15 protein-coding genes are annotated in these 13,676 nt (G+C 62.6%); 7 read left to right on the top strand and 8 right to left on the bottom strand.

Going from position 1 to position 13,676, the window contains the following annotated elements; translation table 11 throughout:
- Positions 1-113 precede the first annotated feature (113 nt).
- Together ARUE_RS06205 and ARUE_RS06200 are read left to right on the top strand one after the other, a co-directional pair.
- On the top strand, positions 114-800 hold the full coding sequence (locus ARUE_RS06205; RefSeq protein ID WP_014921111.1) for a TetR/AcrR family transcriptional regulator: 687 nt from the start codon (positions 114-116) through the stop codon (positions 798-800).
- On the top strand, positions 797-2,467 hold the full coding sequence (locus ARUE_RS06200) for an MDR family MFS transporter (RefSeq protein ID WP_014921110.1): 1,671 nt from the start codon (positions 797-799) through the stop codon (positions 2,465-2,467). The genes ARUE_RS06205 and ARUE_RS06200 overlap by 4 nt, the downstream gene beginning before the upstream one ends.
- 2 nt (positions 2,468-2,469) lie before the next feature.
- Here the strand turns inward: ARUE_RS06200 and ARUE_RS06195 are convergent, their stop codons facing one another.
- From ARUE_RS06195 to ARUE_RS06185, 3 genes are all read right to left on the bottom strand, one after another.
- Positions 2,470-2,946 (bottom strand): NUDIX hydrolase, encoded by a 477-nt coding sequence (locus ARUE_RS06195; RefSeq protein WP_011774026.1) that lies wholly within the window; start codon positions 2,944-2,946, stop codon positions 2,470-2,472.
- Between the two features lie 4 nt (positions 2,947-2,950).
- Positions 2,951-3,268 carry an META domain-containing protein gene (locus ARUE_RS24060; protein WP_014921109.1) on the bottom strand — a complete coding sequence of 106 codons (318 nt, stop codon included), beginning with the start codon at positions 3,266-3,268 and terminating at the stop codon, positions 2,951-2,953.
- 353 nt (positions 3,269-3,621) lie between these two features.
- A complete protein-coding gene (locus ARUE_RS06185; RefSeq protein WP_014921108.1) occupies positions 3,622-4,173 on the bottom strand; it encodes a prepilin peptidase in 552 nt (183 codons plus the stop codon).
- A 61-nt stretch (positions 4,174-4,234) separates the two neighbouring features.
- Between ARUE_RS06185 and ARUE_RS06180 the strand changes: the two genes are divergently transcribed.
- The gene (locus ARUE_RS06180; protein WP_051024918.1) at positions 4,235-4,996 is read left to right on the top strand and encodes a hypothetical protein; all 762 of its coding nucleotides are present in this window, start codon (positions 4,235-4,237) and stop codon (positions 4,994-4,996) included.
- 32 nt (positions 4,997-5,028) lie between these two features.
- Positions 5,029-5,682, top strand: coding sequence for a GNAT family N-acetyltransferase (locus ARUE_RS06175; protein WP_014921107.1), 654 nt, complete (start codon positions 5,029-5,031; stop codon positions 5,680-5,682).
- Between the two features lie 106 nt (positions 5,683-5,788).
- Here ARUE_RS06175 and phoH2 read toward each other — a convergent pair whose 3' ends face one another.
- Positions 5,789-7,183 carry an RNA 5'-3' helicase PhoH2 gene (phoH2, locus tag ARUE_RS06170; RefSeq protein ID WP_043469923.1) on the bottom strand — a complete coding sequence of 465 codons (1,395 nt, stop codon included), beginning with the start codon at positions 7,181-7,183 and terminating at the stop codon, positions 5,789-5,791.
- Between the two features lie 238 nt (positions 7,184-7,421).
- Complete coding sequence (locus tag ARUE_RS06165; protein ID WP_011774021.1) at positions 7,422-8,228, bottom strand: isoprenyl transferase; 807 nt, start codon at positions 8,226-8,228, stop codon at positions 7,422-7,424.
- Positions 8,229-8,335: 107 nt separating this feature from the next.
- Here ARUE_RS06165 and trhA point away from each other — a divergent pair, with 107 nt between their 5' ends.
- Positions 8,336-8,977, top strand: coding sequence for a PAQR family membrane homeostasis protein TrhA (gene trhA / locus ARUE_RS06160; RefSeq protein ID WP_011774020.1), 642 nt, complete (start codon positions 8,336-8,338; stop codon positions 8,975-8,977).
- A 15-nt stretch (positions 8,978-8,992) separates the two neighbouring features.
- Here trhA and ARUE_RS06155 read toward each other — a convergent pair whose 3' ends face one another.
- From ARUE_RS06155 to mca, 3 genes are all read right to left on the bottom strand, one after another.
- The gene (locus ARUE_RS06155) at positions 8,993-11,194 is read right to left on the bottom strand and encodes a thioredoxin domain-containing protein (protein ID WP_014921105.1); all 2,202 of its coding nucleotides are present in this window, start codon (positions 11,192-11,194) and stop codon (positions 8,993-8,995) included.
- Complete coding sequence (locus ARUE_RS06150) at positions 11,166-11,474, bottom strand: hypothetical protein (protein WP_014921104.1); 309 nt, start codon at positions 11,472-11,474, stop codon at positions 11,166-11,168. Before ARUE_RS06150 ends, ARUE_RS06155 begins: the two co-directional genes overlap by 29 nt.
- 106 nt (positions 11,475-11,580) lie before the next feature.
- A complete protein-coding gene (gene mca / locus ARUE_RS06145) occupies positions 11,581-12,486 on the bottom strand; it encodes a mycothiol conjugate amidase Mca (protein WP_043469917.1) in 906 nt (301 codons plus the stop codon).
- Positions 12,487-12,562: 76 nt separating this feature from the next.
- On the opposite strand from mca, the gene ARUE_RS06140 reads away from it, so the two are divergent.
- Together ARUE_RS06140 and greA are read left to right on the top strand one after the other, a co-directional pair.
- On the top strand, positions 12,563-13,021 hold the full coding sequence (locus ARUE_RS06140) for a DUF4307 domain-containing protein (protein ID WP_011774016.1): 459 nt from the start codon (positions 12,563-12,565) through the stop codon (positions 13,019-13,021).
- Positions 13,022-13,173: 152 nt separating this feature from the next.
- On the top strand, positions 13,174-13,668 hold the full coding sequence (greA, locus tag ARUE_RS06135; RefSeq protein WP_011774015.1) for a transcription elongation factor GreA: 495 nt from the start codon (positions 13,174-13,176) through the stop codon (positions 13,666-13,668).
- Positions 13,669-13,676: the final 8 nt, after the last annotated feature.

Here is a 13,676-nt window from a genome sequence, read left to right as displayed (position 1 = left end):
CGGCCGGTACCTTTCGCACGAAAGGTGCCGGCCGTCGTCGTACCCGGAAGGTTTGTACAGCGACTTCCACACTCTTTTTGCACTTTGGCTCAAAGAGTGCAAAACTTTACTCTGTGAGTAATAGTGCAAATATTGATGGCGGCCTCCGCGAGCGCAAGCGGGCTGCCACGCGGACCTCGATCACCGCCGTCGCGCGTTCCATGACAGCGGCGCATGGCCTGAGCGGTTTCACTGTTGAGGAGGTCTGCGAAGAGGCGGGGATTTCACGCCGGACCTTCTTCAACTACTTCCATTCCAAGGAAGACGCCGTGATCGGTTCGTTCTCGGATGAGCTGCCCGAAGAAGCACTGGAGGCGTTCAACCGGAACCCTTCCCGCACGCCGGACAGCATCTCCGGGTCCCTCCTCGCAGCTCTGCACGTGCTCACCGTGACCCTCATGGAGCGCTCATCCATCAGCCGTACCGAGGTCCAACAGTTCATCGCGGCCATTACGGCCGAACCGCAACTCCTGGCACGGCTCACCCTCGAAGGGGAAGCCCGCGAACGGCAATTCGCCGCACTGGTAGCCGCGCGCGAAGGGCTGGATCCGGAGCACCCCGAAGTCATGACAGCAACTGTGTTGTTCGGGGCAGTGTCCAAAAAGACAGCACAGCAGTTCTTCTCTGAGGACAATGAGCGCCCCTACCGCGGGATCCTCGAACAGAACCTCAACGCCGCACGGAAACTTTTTGCCCAGCCGTTGGCCACGAACCACCAACTGGGCCCTAACCCCCTTGAAACCTCGAAGGACCCCGCATGAGTACACTCTCGAAGGCAGCTGAACCGCTGCTGCTGACCCAGAAACGAATCTGGATCATCTTCTCGGCGCTGATTGCAGGCATGCTGCTGTCCAGCCTCGACCAAACCATCGTCTCCACTGCCATGCCTACCATCGTGGGCAAGCTGGGCGGCGTTGAGCACCAGGCATGGATCACCACTGCCTATCTCCTGGCAACCACCATCGTGATGCCCATTTACGGCAAGTTCGGTGACATCCTGGGGCGTCGAAACTTGTTCCTTGTGGCCATCGCTTTGTTTACGCTCGCGTCCGTGGGCTGCGCTTTTGCCACTGATTTCTGGGGCTTCGTGATCTTCCGCGCCATTCAGGGCCTGGGCGGCGGCGGACTCATGATCCTCTCGCAGGCCATCATCGCCGACATCGTTCCGGCCAAGGAGCGCGGCAAGTACATGGGCCCGTTGGGCGCCATCTTCGGTCTCTCCGCTGTGGCCGGACCCCTGCTGGGTGGGTTCTTTGTGGACCACCTGACCTGGGAGTGGGCTTTCTACATCAACATCCCCATTGGCATCGCCGCGTTCATCACCGCCTGGTTCACCCTGACTCTGCCTAACAAGAAGGCCGAGAAGAAGATCGACATCCTCGGCGTCCTGTTCCTCTCCGCTGCCACCACGTGCCTCATCTTCTTCACCGACTTTGGTGGCAAGAAGGACGAAGGCTGGGACTCGCCACTTACATGGGCGTTTGGCGCCGGCATGGTCCTGGCGGCCTTCGCCTTCGTGATGGTTGAACGTCGCGCCGAGGACCCCATCATTCCGCTGAGCCTGTTCAAGAACCCCATCTTCATCAACGCAACGGCCATCGGCTTCACGCTGGGCCTGGGCATGTTCGCGGCCATCGCCTTCGTTCCCACGTTCCTGCAGATGTCGTCCGGAACCTCCGCGGCTGAATCCGGCCTGCTGATGCTGCCCATGATGGTTGGCCTGATGGGCACGTCCATCTACTCCGGTATCCGAATTTCCAAGACCGGCAAGTACAAGATGTACCCCATCCTGGGTGCAGCGCTCACCATCGCTGCCATGCTGTGGCTGACCACGCTCGCAGCTTCCACCCCCATCTGGGTCATCTGCGTCCAGCTCTTCATCTTCGGTGCGGGCCTTGGACTGATCATGCAGGTCATCGTCCTGGTGGTGCAGAACTCTGTTCCCGCTGACCAGATCGGTACGGCGACCAGCACCAACAACTACTTCCGCGAGGTAGGTGCATCGCTGGGTGTCGCCGTCTTTGGAGCAATCTTCACCAACCGCTTGGCCGAGTCTCTCACCGAGGCCTTCACAGGTGCCGGGGCCTCTGCCGAGCAGGCTTCGCAGTCCACCAGCACGCTGGACCCCCAGGCGTTGGCACAGATGCCTGAACAGCTGCGCGATGCGATCGTCAACGCCTACGCCAATTCACTGGCACCGGTGTTCTGGTACCTGGTTCCGTTCATCGCCATCGCGCTGATCCTGGCCATTACTCTGAAGCAGATCCCCCTCTCCGATACCGCCGGCATGGTGGCACGCGGTGAGGCTGTGGGCGGCGAGGAAGCTGACCGTCTCGAAGCAGAGCGACTGGAGACTGCGCGTTTGGAAGCCGATCTGCTGGCGTCGGAGGGATTCGACAAGGATCGTGCTGACGCGGGACGCCAGTAACGCTAGTCCTCCACTTGGTACGCCACGGGGCCTTCGGGCTCCGTGGCGAGCCTGATGGCTTCAAGATTTCCGGCGCTCATGTCCGGAAGCTCGTCCAGCGCGAACCACCCGACGGCCAATGATTCGTCATCGTTGACTTGGGCTTCGCCGGACACGTAACGGCAGCGGAACGTGATGTCCAGGAAGTCGCAGACGTCGCCGTTGGGGAACGTCACCGGCCCCACAACCCCGACGCCGATGATGCGCTCGGTCTCGGCCACCACCGCTGTTTCCTCGAAGATTTCCCGCACGAGCCCGGGCGCAGGATGTTCTCCCGGTTCCAGCATGCCGGTGATGAGTGTCCAATGGCCGTTATCGGCACGCTGGCCCAACAACACCCTGCCTTCGTCGTCAAACACCACTCCCCGCACAGCCGGCAACCAGAGGGGGTCGTTGCCGATCTTTTCCCGTAGTTTGAGCACAAATTCGGGTGCACCCATGGTGTCAGCTTTCCCTAAGTTCGATGGTGGCGTGTGAATTGCGCAAGGTGAGCGTATCGCCGTCCAGCTTCCACTGAACAGGCTGTTCAAAGAGCTGCTCTGTCCAGGCCTGGTAGTCGTCCGTTGGCTCCTGGCAGCCCCTATCGGAGACCATCCTCCACAGCTGCGTCAGGACATCGTTCTGCACCGAAACTGCTACCTGGAGATAATTGCACGGTGTGTGGACGAAAAGGGTCCACTCTCCGTTGGCCTTCCTGGAACTCACCGTGAGCGGGTCTGTTCCGAGCCACGCCACCTCTCCCGTGGCATCGGTTCCCCGCACGGACGTAAACTCGGAACAGCCCAGCGGGCCGCCTTCACAGGGTGTCAAGGGTATCTGCGTCGGGTCTGGCTGTTGCTCAGTGCCCGGTTGTTGCGTCATCCCCGGTTGTATCCCGGATCCCGAGGTCACCCCAGGATCGTTGACTGCTTGCCCGCATCCGGTCAGCAGGACGGCACAGGAAATGGACGCTCCAAGCAAGAAACCCAAGCTGTTCCGTCTCACTGCACCCTCCAACGCCCTCAACCACGTCCGAACACTCGCTGGGCTAAGCATGACCCAGCCCGGTGAACGCCGAGAATACGGGGAGCGTTGCAATTTGGCCGCAGTTGGGCCGGGACGAGTGGTGACTGGCTTCACGCAGGAAGGATCAGCATTGCGGCAGCCGCGCCCGCCAGCATGAACGGGCCGAACGGGATGGCCGAGCGCAGCGTGCCTCGCCGGGCCACCAGGATACCCAGGCTCCACAGCCCTCCCAACAGGAAGGCCGCAAACGTCCCGGCAAAAATGTGGCTCCACCCCAGGTAGCCCAGATAGAGGCCCAGCACTCCGGCCAGCTTCACGTCACCGAAGCCCATCCCCGGCGGGTGAACGAGCCGAAGCACAAAGTAGAACAGCCAGAGCACGGCACCGCCGGCAATTACACCCAGGCCGGGTACACCCAAGAGCACAGCCCCCGATGCACCCTCCGTGGGTGCATCGGCGAAGTACGCCAGTAGGGCCGCAGCCAATAACAGCACTCCAGCCACCGCATAGGAAGGGAACACAATCCGGTTCGGCAGCAGGTGGCTCCGGATGTCTATCACCGTGAGCCGCACTGCCATCACCATGAAGTACAGGCACGCGGCCGCCACGAGCCAAAAGCCGAGCGGGCTGTCCGTCCAGAGGTCTGAGAGTCGTCGGATCACCTTCGGATGCTATCCCGCTTTGGCGATCCGGCCCGCTTGAACGCGTGGGTAAACTGTGGATATGGGGCGCTATAGTGCAGCTGGACCGGGTTTTGACTTGTCCTCCACATTCCGCAATCTTTGCCGTTCTTCGCCGTGGAAGTGGACCAGCCTCCGCTTCGAGTACCTTGAACGGCCCGCGTCCGGGGCCACCATGGTCCGGGCCTGGCTCAGGCGCCCGGGTGCACTTCGCCTCGAGACCCCGGACGGCCAACTTCTGCACAGCACCACCGGCATCAACGATTCCCGGGACGATCTTTACGTCAGTGCCACACGGCGTTCGTGGCTACTTCCGGCTCATCTTGTGACGCCCGTTTATGACGACGCCGGCCTGGTCCGCCGGCGTCCCGAGGCCGCCTACGGTGAGCCCTCCTTTGGTAACGGTCGCCTCGCCGCCGCACTCGATCCCGTGGAACTTGCCGGCAATGCACCTGTCCCTTTGGAGTTTCCTGACACCAATCCCGTCTTCCTCGAACAAACCCGTGAGGTGGACCATGAGGGGCGCCCGGCTTTGGAAACCATCGTCACACCAAGCCGGACGTACGTTCCCTCGGACCCAACTGAACCCTTGGCGCACTCCGGCCGGACAATGATCAGGATCGACACCGGCACCGGCGTTTGTGTCGCCAGCGAAAGCCTGGACGGAGACTCCGCAGGCAAAGGCCACTGGCTCAGGATCCTTGCAGTGGACGAGTACATGCTGGACGACCTTTTCCTTGCGGAATCGATGAACCTCACGGACGTCCGGCGCCACATCTCATGGGATATCGGCCCGGCCGCCTGAGAGCTACCCGCCATCCGGGCTAAGCTACGGCGATGACATCGCTGGCAGAAATATGGCCCCCGTTCGGACTCACCCTCACCACCCCGAGGCTGACCCTCCGTCCCGTTCTTGACGACGACATCCCTTCAGCCGTAGCGGCGGCCCGCTCCGGCGTGCACGAACCCGGAAGGAGCCCGTTCAGCATGCCGTGGGCAGAACTTCCAGACGACGAACTCGCCCCGAACATGGCCCAGTGGTATTGGCGCTGCCGTGCCAATTTCACGAAGGAATCCTGGACCCTTCCCCTCGGTGTCTGGCACGAGGACGAACTCCTGGGCGTTCAGGACATCGGTGCCAAGAACTTCCACACCCTCAAAACAGTCAGCACGGGCTCATGGCTCAAGCGGTCCGCGCAGGGCCAGGGCTTCGGCAAGGAGATGCGTGCCGCCGTCGTAAGCTACGCCTTCGATTACCTGGACGCGGAAGTAGCCGAGTCCGAGGCAGCTGTCTGGAACCAACAATCCCTGGGCGTCTCCACCGCCCTGGGCTACGAACTCAACGGCATCTTCCGCGATGGCTGGGGCGAAAAAGTGGAAACGGTCCAAAGAGTCCACCTCACCCCCACCACCTTCAAACGCCCCACCTGGACCCTCAAAGTCCAAGGCCACGAAGGTCTAAAAACCTACCTCAAGCTCCAGGGGTCATGACAGGACGGCGAGCAAGGCGAAGGCCAGGCATCCGGCAGCGTGCGTCAAAGCGAGGAACGAGCTAGCACGCAGAGGATGTGTGGCCTTCGCCTTTCGTGCAGCGAGGTTAGATCTCCGCCCCTTCGAGCAACTCCGTCACCAGGGCAGCAATAGGCGACCTCTCGGACCGGGTCAGCGTGATGTGCCCGAACAGCGGATGTCCTTTGAGCGTCTCTACTACTGCGGCCACGCCGTCGTGCCGTCCTACCCTGAGGTTGTCGCGCTGGGCGACGTCGTGGGTGAGGACGATCTTGGAGTTTTGTCCGATGCGGCTCATGACGGTGAGGAGCACGTTTTTCTCGAGTGACTGTGCTTCGTCCACGATCACGAAGGCGTCGTGGAGTGAACGTCCGCGGATGTGGGTCAGTGGGAGGACTTCGAGCATGCCCCGGTCCATGACTTCTTCCACGACTTCCTGGCTGACGAGTGCCCCGAGGGTGTCGAACACTGCTTGCGCCCAAGGGTTCATTTTTTCGGATTCGGAGCCGGGGAGGTAGCCGAGTTCCTGGCCGCCTACTGCGTAGAGGGGGCGGAACACAACTACTTTGCGGTGTTCCCGGCGTTCCAGGACGGCTTCCAGGCCCGCGCAGAGGGCTAGCGCGGACTTGCCTGTGCCTGCGCGACCACCGATCGAGACGATGCCGACGGCGGGGTCCATGAGGAGGTCGATGGCGAGCCGTTGTTCTGCTGAGCGTCCGTGGAGTCCGAAGACGTCGCGGTCGCCTTTGACGAGCCGGACTTGTTTGTCTGCCCCTACCCGGCCGAGGGCTGAGCCGCGGTTGGAGAGGAGAACGAGTCCGGTGTTGACGGGGAGTTCCGCGGCTGCGGGGATGAAGGCTGGTTCGTGGCCGTAGAGGGTGGTGATTTCTTCTTCGGTCGCGTCCACTTCGGCCATGCCGGTCCAGCCGGAGTCTTTGACGAGTTCGTTTCGATATTCGTCGGCGTGGAGCCCCATGGCGGAGGCTTTGACGCGCATGGGGAGGTCTTTGGAGACAACCGTGACGTTGTGGCCTTCGTTGGCCAGGTTTTTGGCGACGGCCAGGATGCGGCTGTCGTTGTCGCCTCCGCGGAATCCTGCGGGGAGCACCTCCGGTGAGATGTGGTTCATTTCCACCCTGAGGAGTCCGCCGTCTTTCCCGATGGGGATGGCGTGGTCCAAGCCGCCGTGTTCGATCCTCAGATCATCAAGGAGCCTTAGGGCTTTTCGGGCGAAGTAGCCCAGTTCGGGATCGTGGCGTTTTCCTTCCAGTTCGCTGATGACCACGATGGGGACGATGACTTCGTGTTCGGCGAAGCGCAACAGTGCGTGTGGATCGGATAGCAGGACGGACGTATCGATCACGTAGCTGCGGCCTGTGGCGGACGTTGTGGTCCGCGCTTTTTGTGAGACCCGCTTGGCGCGAGAGGTAGCTGCACTTTCCCCGTCGGAAACCATTGCGGGCAGTTGCTCAGAAATAGCCACATCGACTCCAGCCCCGGGCAGTTCGCCCGGCCTAATGGTGAAGCGGCTCGGCCGGAAGGCCGGGCGTGGCCTCCCATGTAACTGGTGCGATGGTCCGCTCCATATACTGGCCTCCCCGATCAGCGGGCGGTTTTGCCTGCTGATGGGATTAACGTAATCCTCGCCACATTCATTTCCGCAATCCGTGGTCGGCAAGTCGTATGTCCGGTTCGTTAAATTTTGGTGAACCGGGGCGCGTTCACGTTCCGAACCGCCGTTGGCGCCCGGCGTAGTCCCTGAGGGCCCGTAGGAAATCGACCTTGCGGAAGGCCGGCCAGAGAGCTTCGCAAAAGTAGAACTCGCTGTAGGCGCTTTGCCACATGAGGAATCCTGAGAGCCGTTGCTCGCCTGAGGTACGGATGACGAGGTCAGGATCGGGTTGGCCGCGGGTGTAGAGGAACTTGGAGATGTCGTCCACCGAAAGTTCATCTGCGACGTCGGACATTTTGCGTCCTTTGGCGTCGGCGTCGTGCAGTAGTTCGCGTACGGCGTCGACAATTTCGCGGCGGCCACCGTAGCCCACTGCCACGTTCACGTGGATCTTTTCGTGGACGGGGGTACGGGCCGTGAGTTTGTTGAGGCGCTCGGCCAGGTAGTCCGGCAGGAGTTCCGGCGCCCCCATGGCGTGGACGGAGACGTCTTCGTCTTCGTCGAGGCGGTCCATGGTGTTGGCGATGATGCCCATGAGGAGATCCAGTTCTTCACCGGAACGGCTCATGTTGTCCGTGGAGAGCATGTAGAGGGTTACAACCTTGACGCCGAGTTCCTGGCACCACCCGAGGAACTCGTGGATCTTGTCCGCGCCCGCCTGGTGCCCTTGGCTGGTGGGTGCGTTGAACTGGCGCGCCCACCGTCGGTTGCCGTCCACCATGACGCCGATATGTCGAGGGATTCTGTCCTGCTTGAGGGAGCGCAGCAGTTTACGCTCGTAGAAGCCATAGAGGAAACCGGGCAGCTCCACCGGACTCTCACCTGACTTCCTTGCTTGTACGACGACGGCGCACATCCAAGGCTACCGTCCCGAGCAACCGGGCCGGTGCAGCCGCCGGTCAAAATCGCTTCACTATTTGTTACCAGCAGGTAACTTACCGAAACGTAAGTTATTCTTGACCTATGGCTGAGCTCCTCGAAACCAAGCCCCTATGGCGTGGATGGATCCACGCCGTTGCCGCTCCTTTTGCACTGGCGGCAGGGATCATCCTGGTGACGGTTGCCCCCACCCCTGATCGCAAGATCACCTCCGCCATCTACGGCCTAACGGGATTCCTGCTGTTTGGCGTCAGCGCCGTTTACCACCGCGGAAACTGGTCGCCCAAGGTCCGAATGCTGCTCAAAAGGCTGGACCACACCAACATCATGCTGGTAATCGCCGGCAGCTACACGCCCTTGGCATGGTCGTTGCTGGAGCGCTCACAGGCCATTACCTTGCTGTGGCTGGTCTGGTCCGGAGCGATAGTCGGCGTGCTCTTCCGGATTCTGTGGACACACGCTCCACGCTGGCTGTACGTGCCCGTCTATATAGCCCTGGGCTGCGGAGCGTTGTTCTACCTCCCCCAGTTCTTCGCCGCCAACGCCCCGGCAGCGATCCTCATTTGCGTCGGCGGCGCCCTGTACATCGCAGGGGCGGTGTTCTACGCCCTCAAAAAACCGAACTTCAGCGTCCAGCACTTCGGCTTCCATGAGCTGTTCCATGCCTTTACGGTGCTGGCTTTCGCGGCCCACTTCGTGGCGATCATGCTGGCAGTGCTGAGCTAGCTTCCCTTTGGCCGGCTAGGAAGCACCCAACGCCATGGCTGCCAGACGGGCCTGGACCGCAGCCACATCGCCCAACGGCCTCTCGCACACCATGTCGCGGCACAAGTAAACCTGCGGTGATCCGTCCGGCGCACCCGATCTGTGGAGCAGCAAAGGGACCTCGGCCTCCCCCGCCGGGGACCCGCCGTCGTCCGACTGCAAAGCGACCACCAGGCCGGGGCTGGGAGACTTCAACAGCGCGCTGTGCAGCTCGCGCCGCAGCGGCGAGTCGTAACCTGCGACGGCGGCCTCCACCGGCCCTGCAAGCGCAGCTTGCGCGGTGGCCAGCAGCCAACCGGCCACACGCGGTGCGCGTGCGGCGAGGGGCGGGAGCAGGCCCAGGATATTGCCGGCCATGAGCCGGTGTTGGTGGGAACCGGAGTACGCGGCGTAAGTCAACAGGGCGCCAGCGAACCCGGCGGCGCCACTTGGGGTGGCATTATCGAACGGGTCCAGGGCTGCGTGCTGCCCTTGGGCGTTGAAAACCTGTGCGGACTCCCCCGCAGAGTCCGCCAGATGACCGTTCTCCACAAAGCGTGAACATGCTGCCAGGATGAGCTCCTCAGCCAAGCGGTACCACCGCTTGGTGCCCGTGACAGCATAGAGGGCCAAGAAGCCCTCCGTGCAGAATGCGTAGTCCTCAAGAAGACCACCAATGCCCCGCGCACGCGAATCGTGCGAAACCCGGACCAGCACCTGCGAACTGCTGTCCCAGTGAACGTCCGCCAAGTACTCAGCTACGGCTTCTGCTGCAGCAACCAAGTCCGGGCGGTCCAGAATGGCACCCGCTTCCGCGAGAGCTGCCACGGCCAGGCCATTCCACCCGGCCACCACTTTCTCATCCCTGGCTGGCTGGTTCCGGAGACTACGCGATGCCAACAGCACCGGCCGGACGCGTTGCCATAGCCTGCTCTCGGCGTCGGTCAACGTCCGCGCAGGGTGAAGCGGCGAGCCAAGCTCCGAAACAGTCCCCCGGGCACCAACGTTCATCATGTCCGCCACAGCCTCGGCGTCACGCGGGCCAAGAGCTTCCCGGAGCGACTCGGGAGTCCACAGATACGTGGCGCCCTCGTGATGCACGCCGCCCACTACGGTATCGGCATCCAGGGAGGAGGCCAGGGCGTCGTTGGGCAGCTTGAGGGAGTCCACCATCCACTCGGCGCACCTCGAGGCCACGGATGCAGCCTCGCCCGCCGTGAAGACCTCGTTGCCGCCAAGCCGGACCCAGTGGGCGTAAAGCCGCAGCAGCTGCGCATTGTCGTACAACATCTTTTCAAAGTGCGGCACAGACCAGTCTGCCGTCACCGAGTAGCGGGCGAATCCGCCATCGAGCTGGTCGCGCAAAGCCGAGCGGGCCATGCCCGCCAGCGCGCGGGCTGCCATGTCGCGGGCCGCGTCCGCAGTATCGGACGGTGCCGCCGCGTGCCTGATGAGGAACTCAAGAACCGCCGACGGCGGGAACTTGGGAGCGCTGCCGAAGCCACCGGCGTCGGGGTCTTCTGAGCGGGCCAACAGCGCTACGGCCTCCGGGAGAACGTTTGCGTCCAGCACTTCAGGAGGGCCATCGAACCGGACAGCGCCGCCCAGCTGCGCACCGGCCATGTTCGCAGCCAGTCCCCTTGCGTTCTGCTCCACAGCATCGCGGCGCTCCACCCACGCCTCATGGACGGCCTCCAGCACGTTTCGGAAGGAGGGCCGGCCAGGCAAGGGAACCGGCGGGAAGTAGGTCCCCGCGTGGAAGGCGAGCCCGTCCGGGGTGAGGAAGACGGACATGGGCCAGCCCCCTTCGCCACTGATGGCCTGGGTAGCCGCCATGTAGACGGAATCGACGTCCGGCCGCTCTTCCCGGTCAACCTTGACCGGGACAAAGTGGGCGTTCAGGTAATCGGCGGTTTCCTGGTCTTCAAAGGATTCGTGAGCCATGACGTGGCACCAGTGGCATGCTGCGTAGCCGATGGAGAGGAACACCGGGACATCGCGCTCGGCAGCAAAGGAAAAGGCCTCATCGCCGAAAGGACGCCAGAAGACGGGATTGTCCGCGTGCTGGCGCAAATAGGCAGACGGTTCCGACCCAAGGGCGTTGCTTGCCCCGGGCCAGTCCGGCCCGCCGGTTTCAGCGGGTCCGCCGGTTTCAGCGGGCCCGCCGGTTTCAGCGGGTCCGAGGGCCGCCATCGCCATTCTCTTCAGTGGGGCTGCCGGCCTCGGCAGGGCTCCCTTCCCCGGCGGCTTCGTCCGCCTCGGCGGCCAGGCGCGCTTCCTCCACCTGGGCCCTGTAGCGGACGCGGCGGATCCTGCGGACCATATCCACGATCAGGAAGGTTGTGAGGATCACGATGAAGGCCGTGAGGACGAAGCCCCACGTACCCGGCGTCACCTGATCCTCGGACAGGCCGGGCCGCAGCGTGCCCGTGGGATCAGGCGACGGAGTGACGGTCAGGGCAAGAATCAAGTGATGCACTTTCAAACCTTCTATGGGAGCTGGTGCGTGCCGACTGGCAGCGCGTAGCCGGGAAGCTGATTGGCCGCACGGCAATTTCTACGATCGATAGAAACTACCGGCGCTCCTATCTTATCCCCGCGAAGAGGTCCTTCTCGGGCAGCTCTGAAGGCACCGTGGACTTGATCAGGGTGTAGTCCTCCCACGGCCAGACGGTCCGCTGCAGATCCGGCGATACCGCGAAAAAGAAGCCGAGGGGATCGATCTGGGTCCGGTGTGCGCGCAGGGCGTCGTCCCGGGCCTCGAAGAAATCACCGCAATCAACCTGGGTGGTGGTTTGGTGCCCTGCCACCGGAGCTGTGTGACCTTCCGCGTCGGCCTCCAACCACGCAGCAAGCCGCTCGGCATACGGCGATTGCAACCCGGCTTCTTCCAACGCAAAATGCAGCGCACGGAATCTTTCGGGGCTGAAGGCGCGGTCGTAGTAAAGCTTGCTGGGCGCCCATGGCTCACCCATGCCGGGATAGCGCTCAGGATCGCCTGCGGCTTCAAAAGCTTCCACGGCAACCTTGTGGGCCATGATGTGATCCGGGTGGGGGTAGCCACCGTTTTCGTCATAGCTGAGGATGACGTGCGGCTTGAACTTACGGACCAGCCGAACCAAGGGCGCCGTGGCACGCTCCAGTGGCTGCAGGGCGAAGCATCCCGGCGGCAGCGGCGGGAGGGGATCTCCTTCAGGAAGTCCCGAGTCTACAAAACCGAGCCAGCGCTGCTGGATTCCAAGGACCTCGGCCGCGTTGGCCATCTCAAGGCGCCGGGCACCGGCCATGTCCCGTTTGGGGTGGGGTGCATCCTCCAGGGCGGGGTTCTGGATATCGCCGCGCGAGCCGTCCGTGCAGGTGGCAACCATGACGTCTACTCCCGCGGCGGCGTACATCGCCATGGTTGCTGCGCCCTTGCTGGACTCATCATCCGGATGGGCGTGGACGGCGAGCAGCCGCAGCTGCTGCTCGGAACTGCTGGACGCTGTCACGTGACGGCTCCTCTTTCATGGATCGCGCTTTTGCGGGGCGGTGATGGGGCGCCGGGATCGGCACTAAACTGGACGGGTGACTTCAGAGGACCTATCGGCCACCCAAGTACCGGCAAGCAACAGCCTAGCCAATCGATACGGCGGTCAAAAGCGCGCCATGACCCGCAAAACCAAGCGGAACATTGTCATCGCCGCTCTGGTCCTCGGGATTGCGTTCGCCGCGTACGTAGCAACCGGCTCGGCTCAGGCCCCGGTCACGTTCAAGGACATCGGTTACAGCACCGTGGACGATACCCAGGCAGAGGTGGACTACCAGGTGACTAAATACCCCGGAGCCACGGCCAAATGTGCCATAAAAGCCCTGGATTCCAAGTTCGCGGTGGTTGGCTGGAAGGTAGTGGAGATCGGCCCCAACGATCCCCAGGACGATCCCGATGGCGGCAGCACCACCATGCAGCGGACAGCCCTGAGGACCGAGTCCCCGGCAGTCTCCGGAGTTGTGGACAATTGCTGGATCGTGGACAGCGGTAAATAACAATCGTGTGACCCACGACTCAACCGGTTTGGGTTCGTCCAAAGGATTTACTACAATGGATGAAACCTTCACCCCGTTAAGTTGGTTACTGAGATTCATGAGTGGCCAACTCGGCGGGGTCTTTTGCATTGTCAGATCTAGAGGAGAAATCCGTGTCTACCACCAATAGCGCCACTGCGGCTTGGCTTACCCAGGAAGCTTTCGACCGCTTGCAGGCTGAGCTGGACCACCTTTCCGGCGCTGGCCGGGCGGAAATCGTCCAGAAGATCGAAGCTGCCCGCCAGGAAGGCGACCTCAAGGAGAACGGCGGTTACCACGCTGCCAAGGAGGAGCAGGGCAAGATCGAAGCCCGCATCCGTCAGCTCACCGCACTTCTGCGTGATGCGCAGGTGGGCGAAGCCCCCGCCGACGACGGAATCGTTGAGCCCGGAATGCTGGTTGTTGCCCGCATCGCAGGCGACGAAGAGACGTTCCTGCTGGGCTCCCGCGAAATCGCCGGAGATTCCGATCTTGATGTCTTCAGCGAAAAGTCACCCCTGGGTGCGGCCATCATCGGCCACAAGGAAGGCGACAGCCTGAGCTACGTTGCCCCCAACGGCAAGGAAATTCAGGTGGAGATCGTCTCCGCCAAGCCCTACGTCGCCTAAGCAGCGGC

This window comes from Arthrobacter sp. Rue61a, from assembly GCF_000294695.2.
Lineage (GTDB): Bacteria > Actinomycetota > Actinomycetes > Actinomycetales > Micrococcaceae > Arthrobacter > Arthrobacter aurescens_A.
The sequence above is the reverse complement of the archived record's forward strand: the minus strand, read 5'-3'. Positions and strand labels throughout refer to the sequence as shown.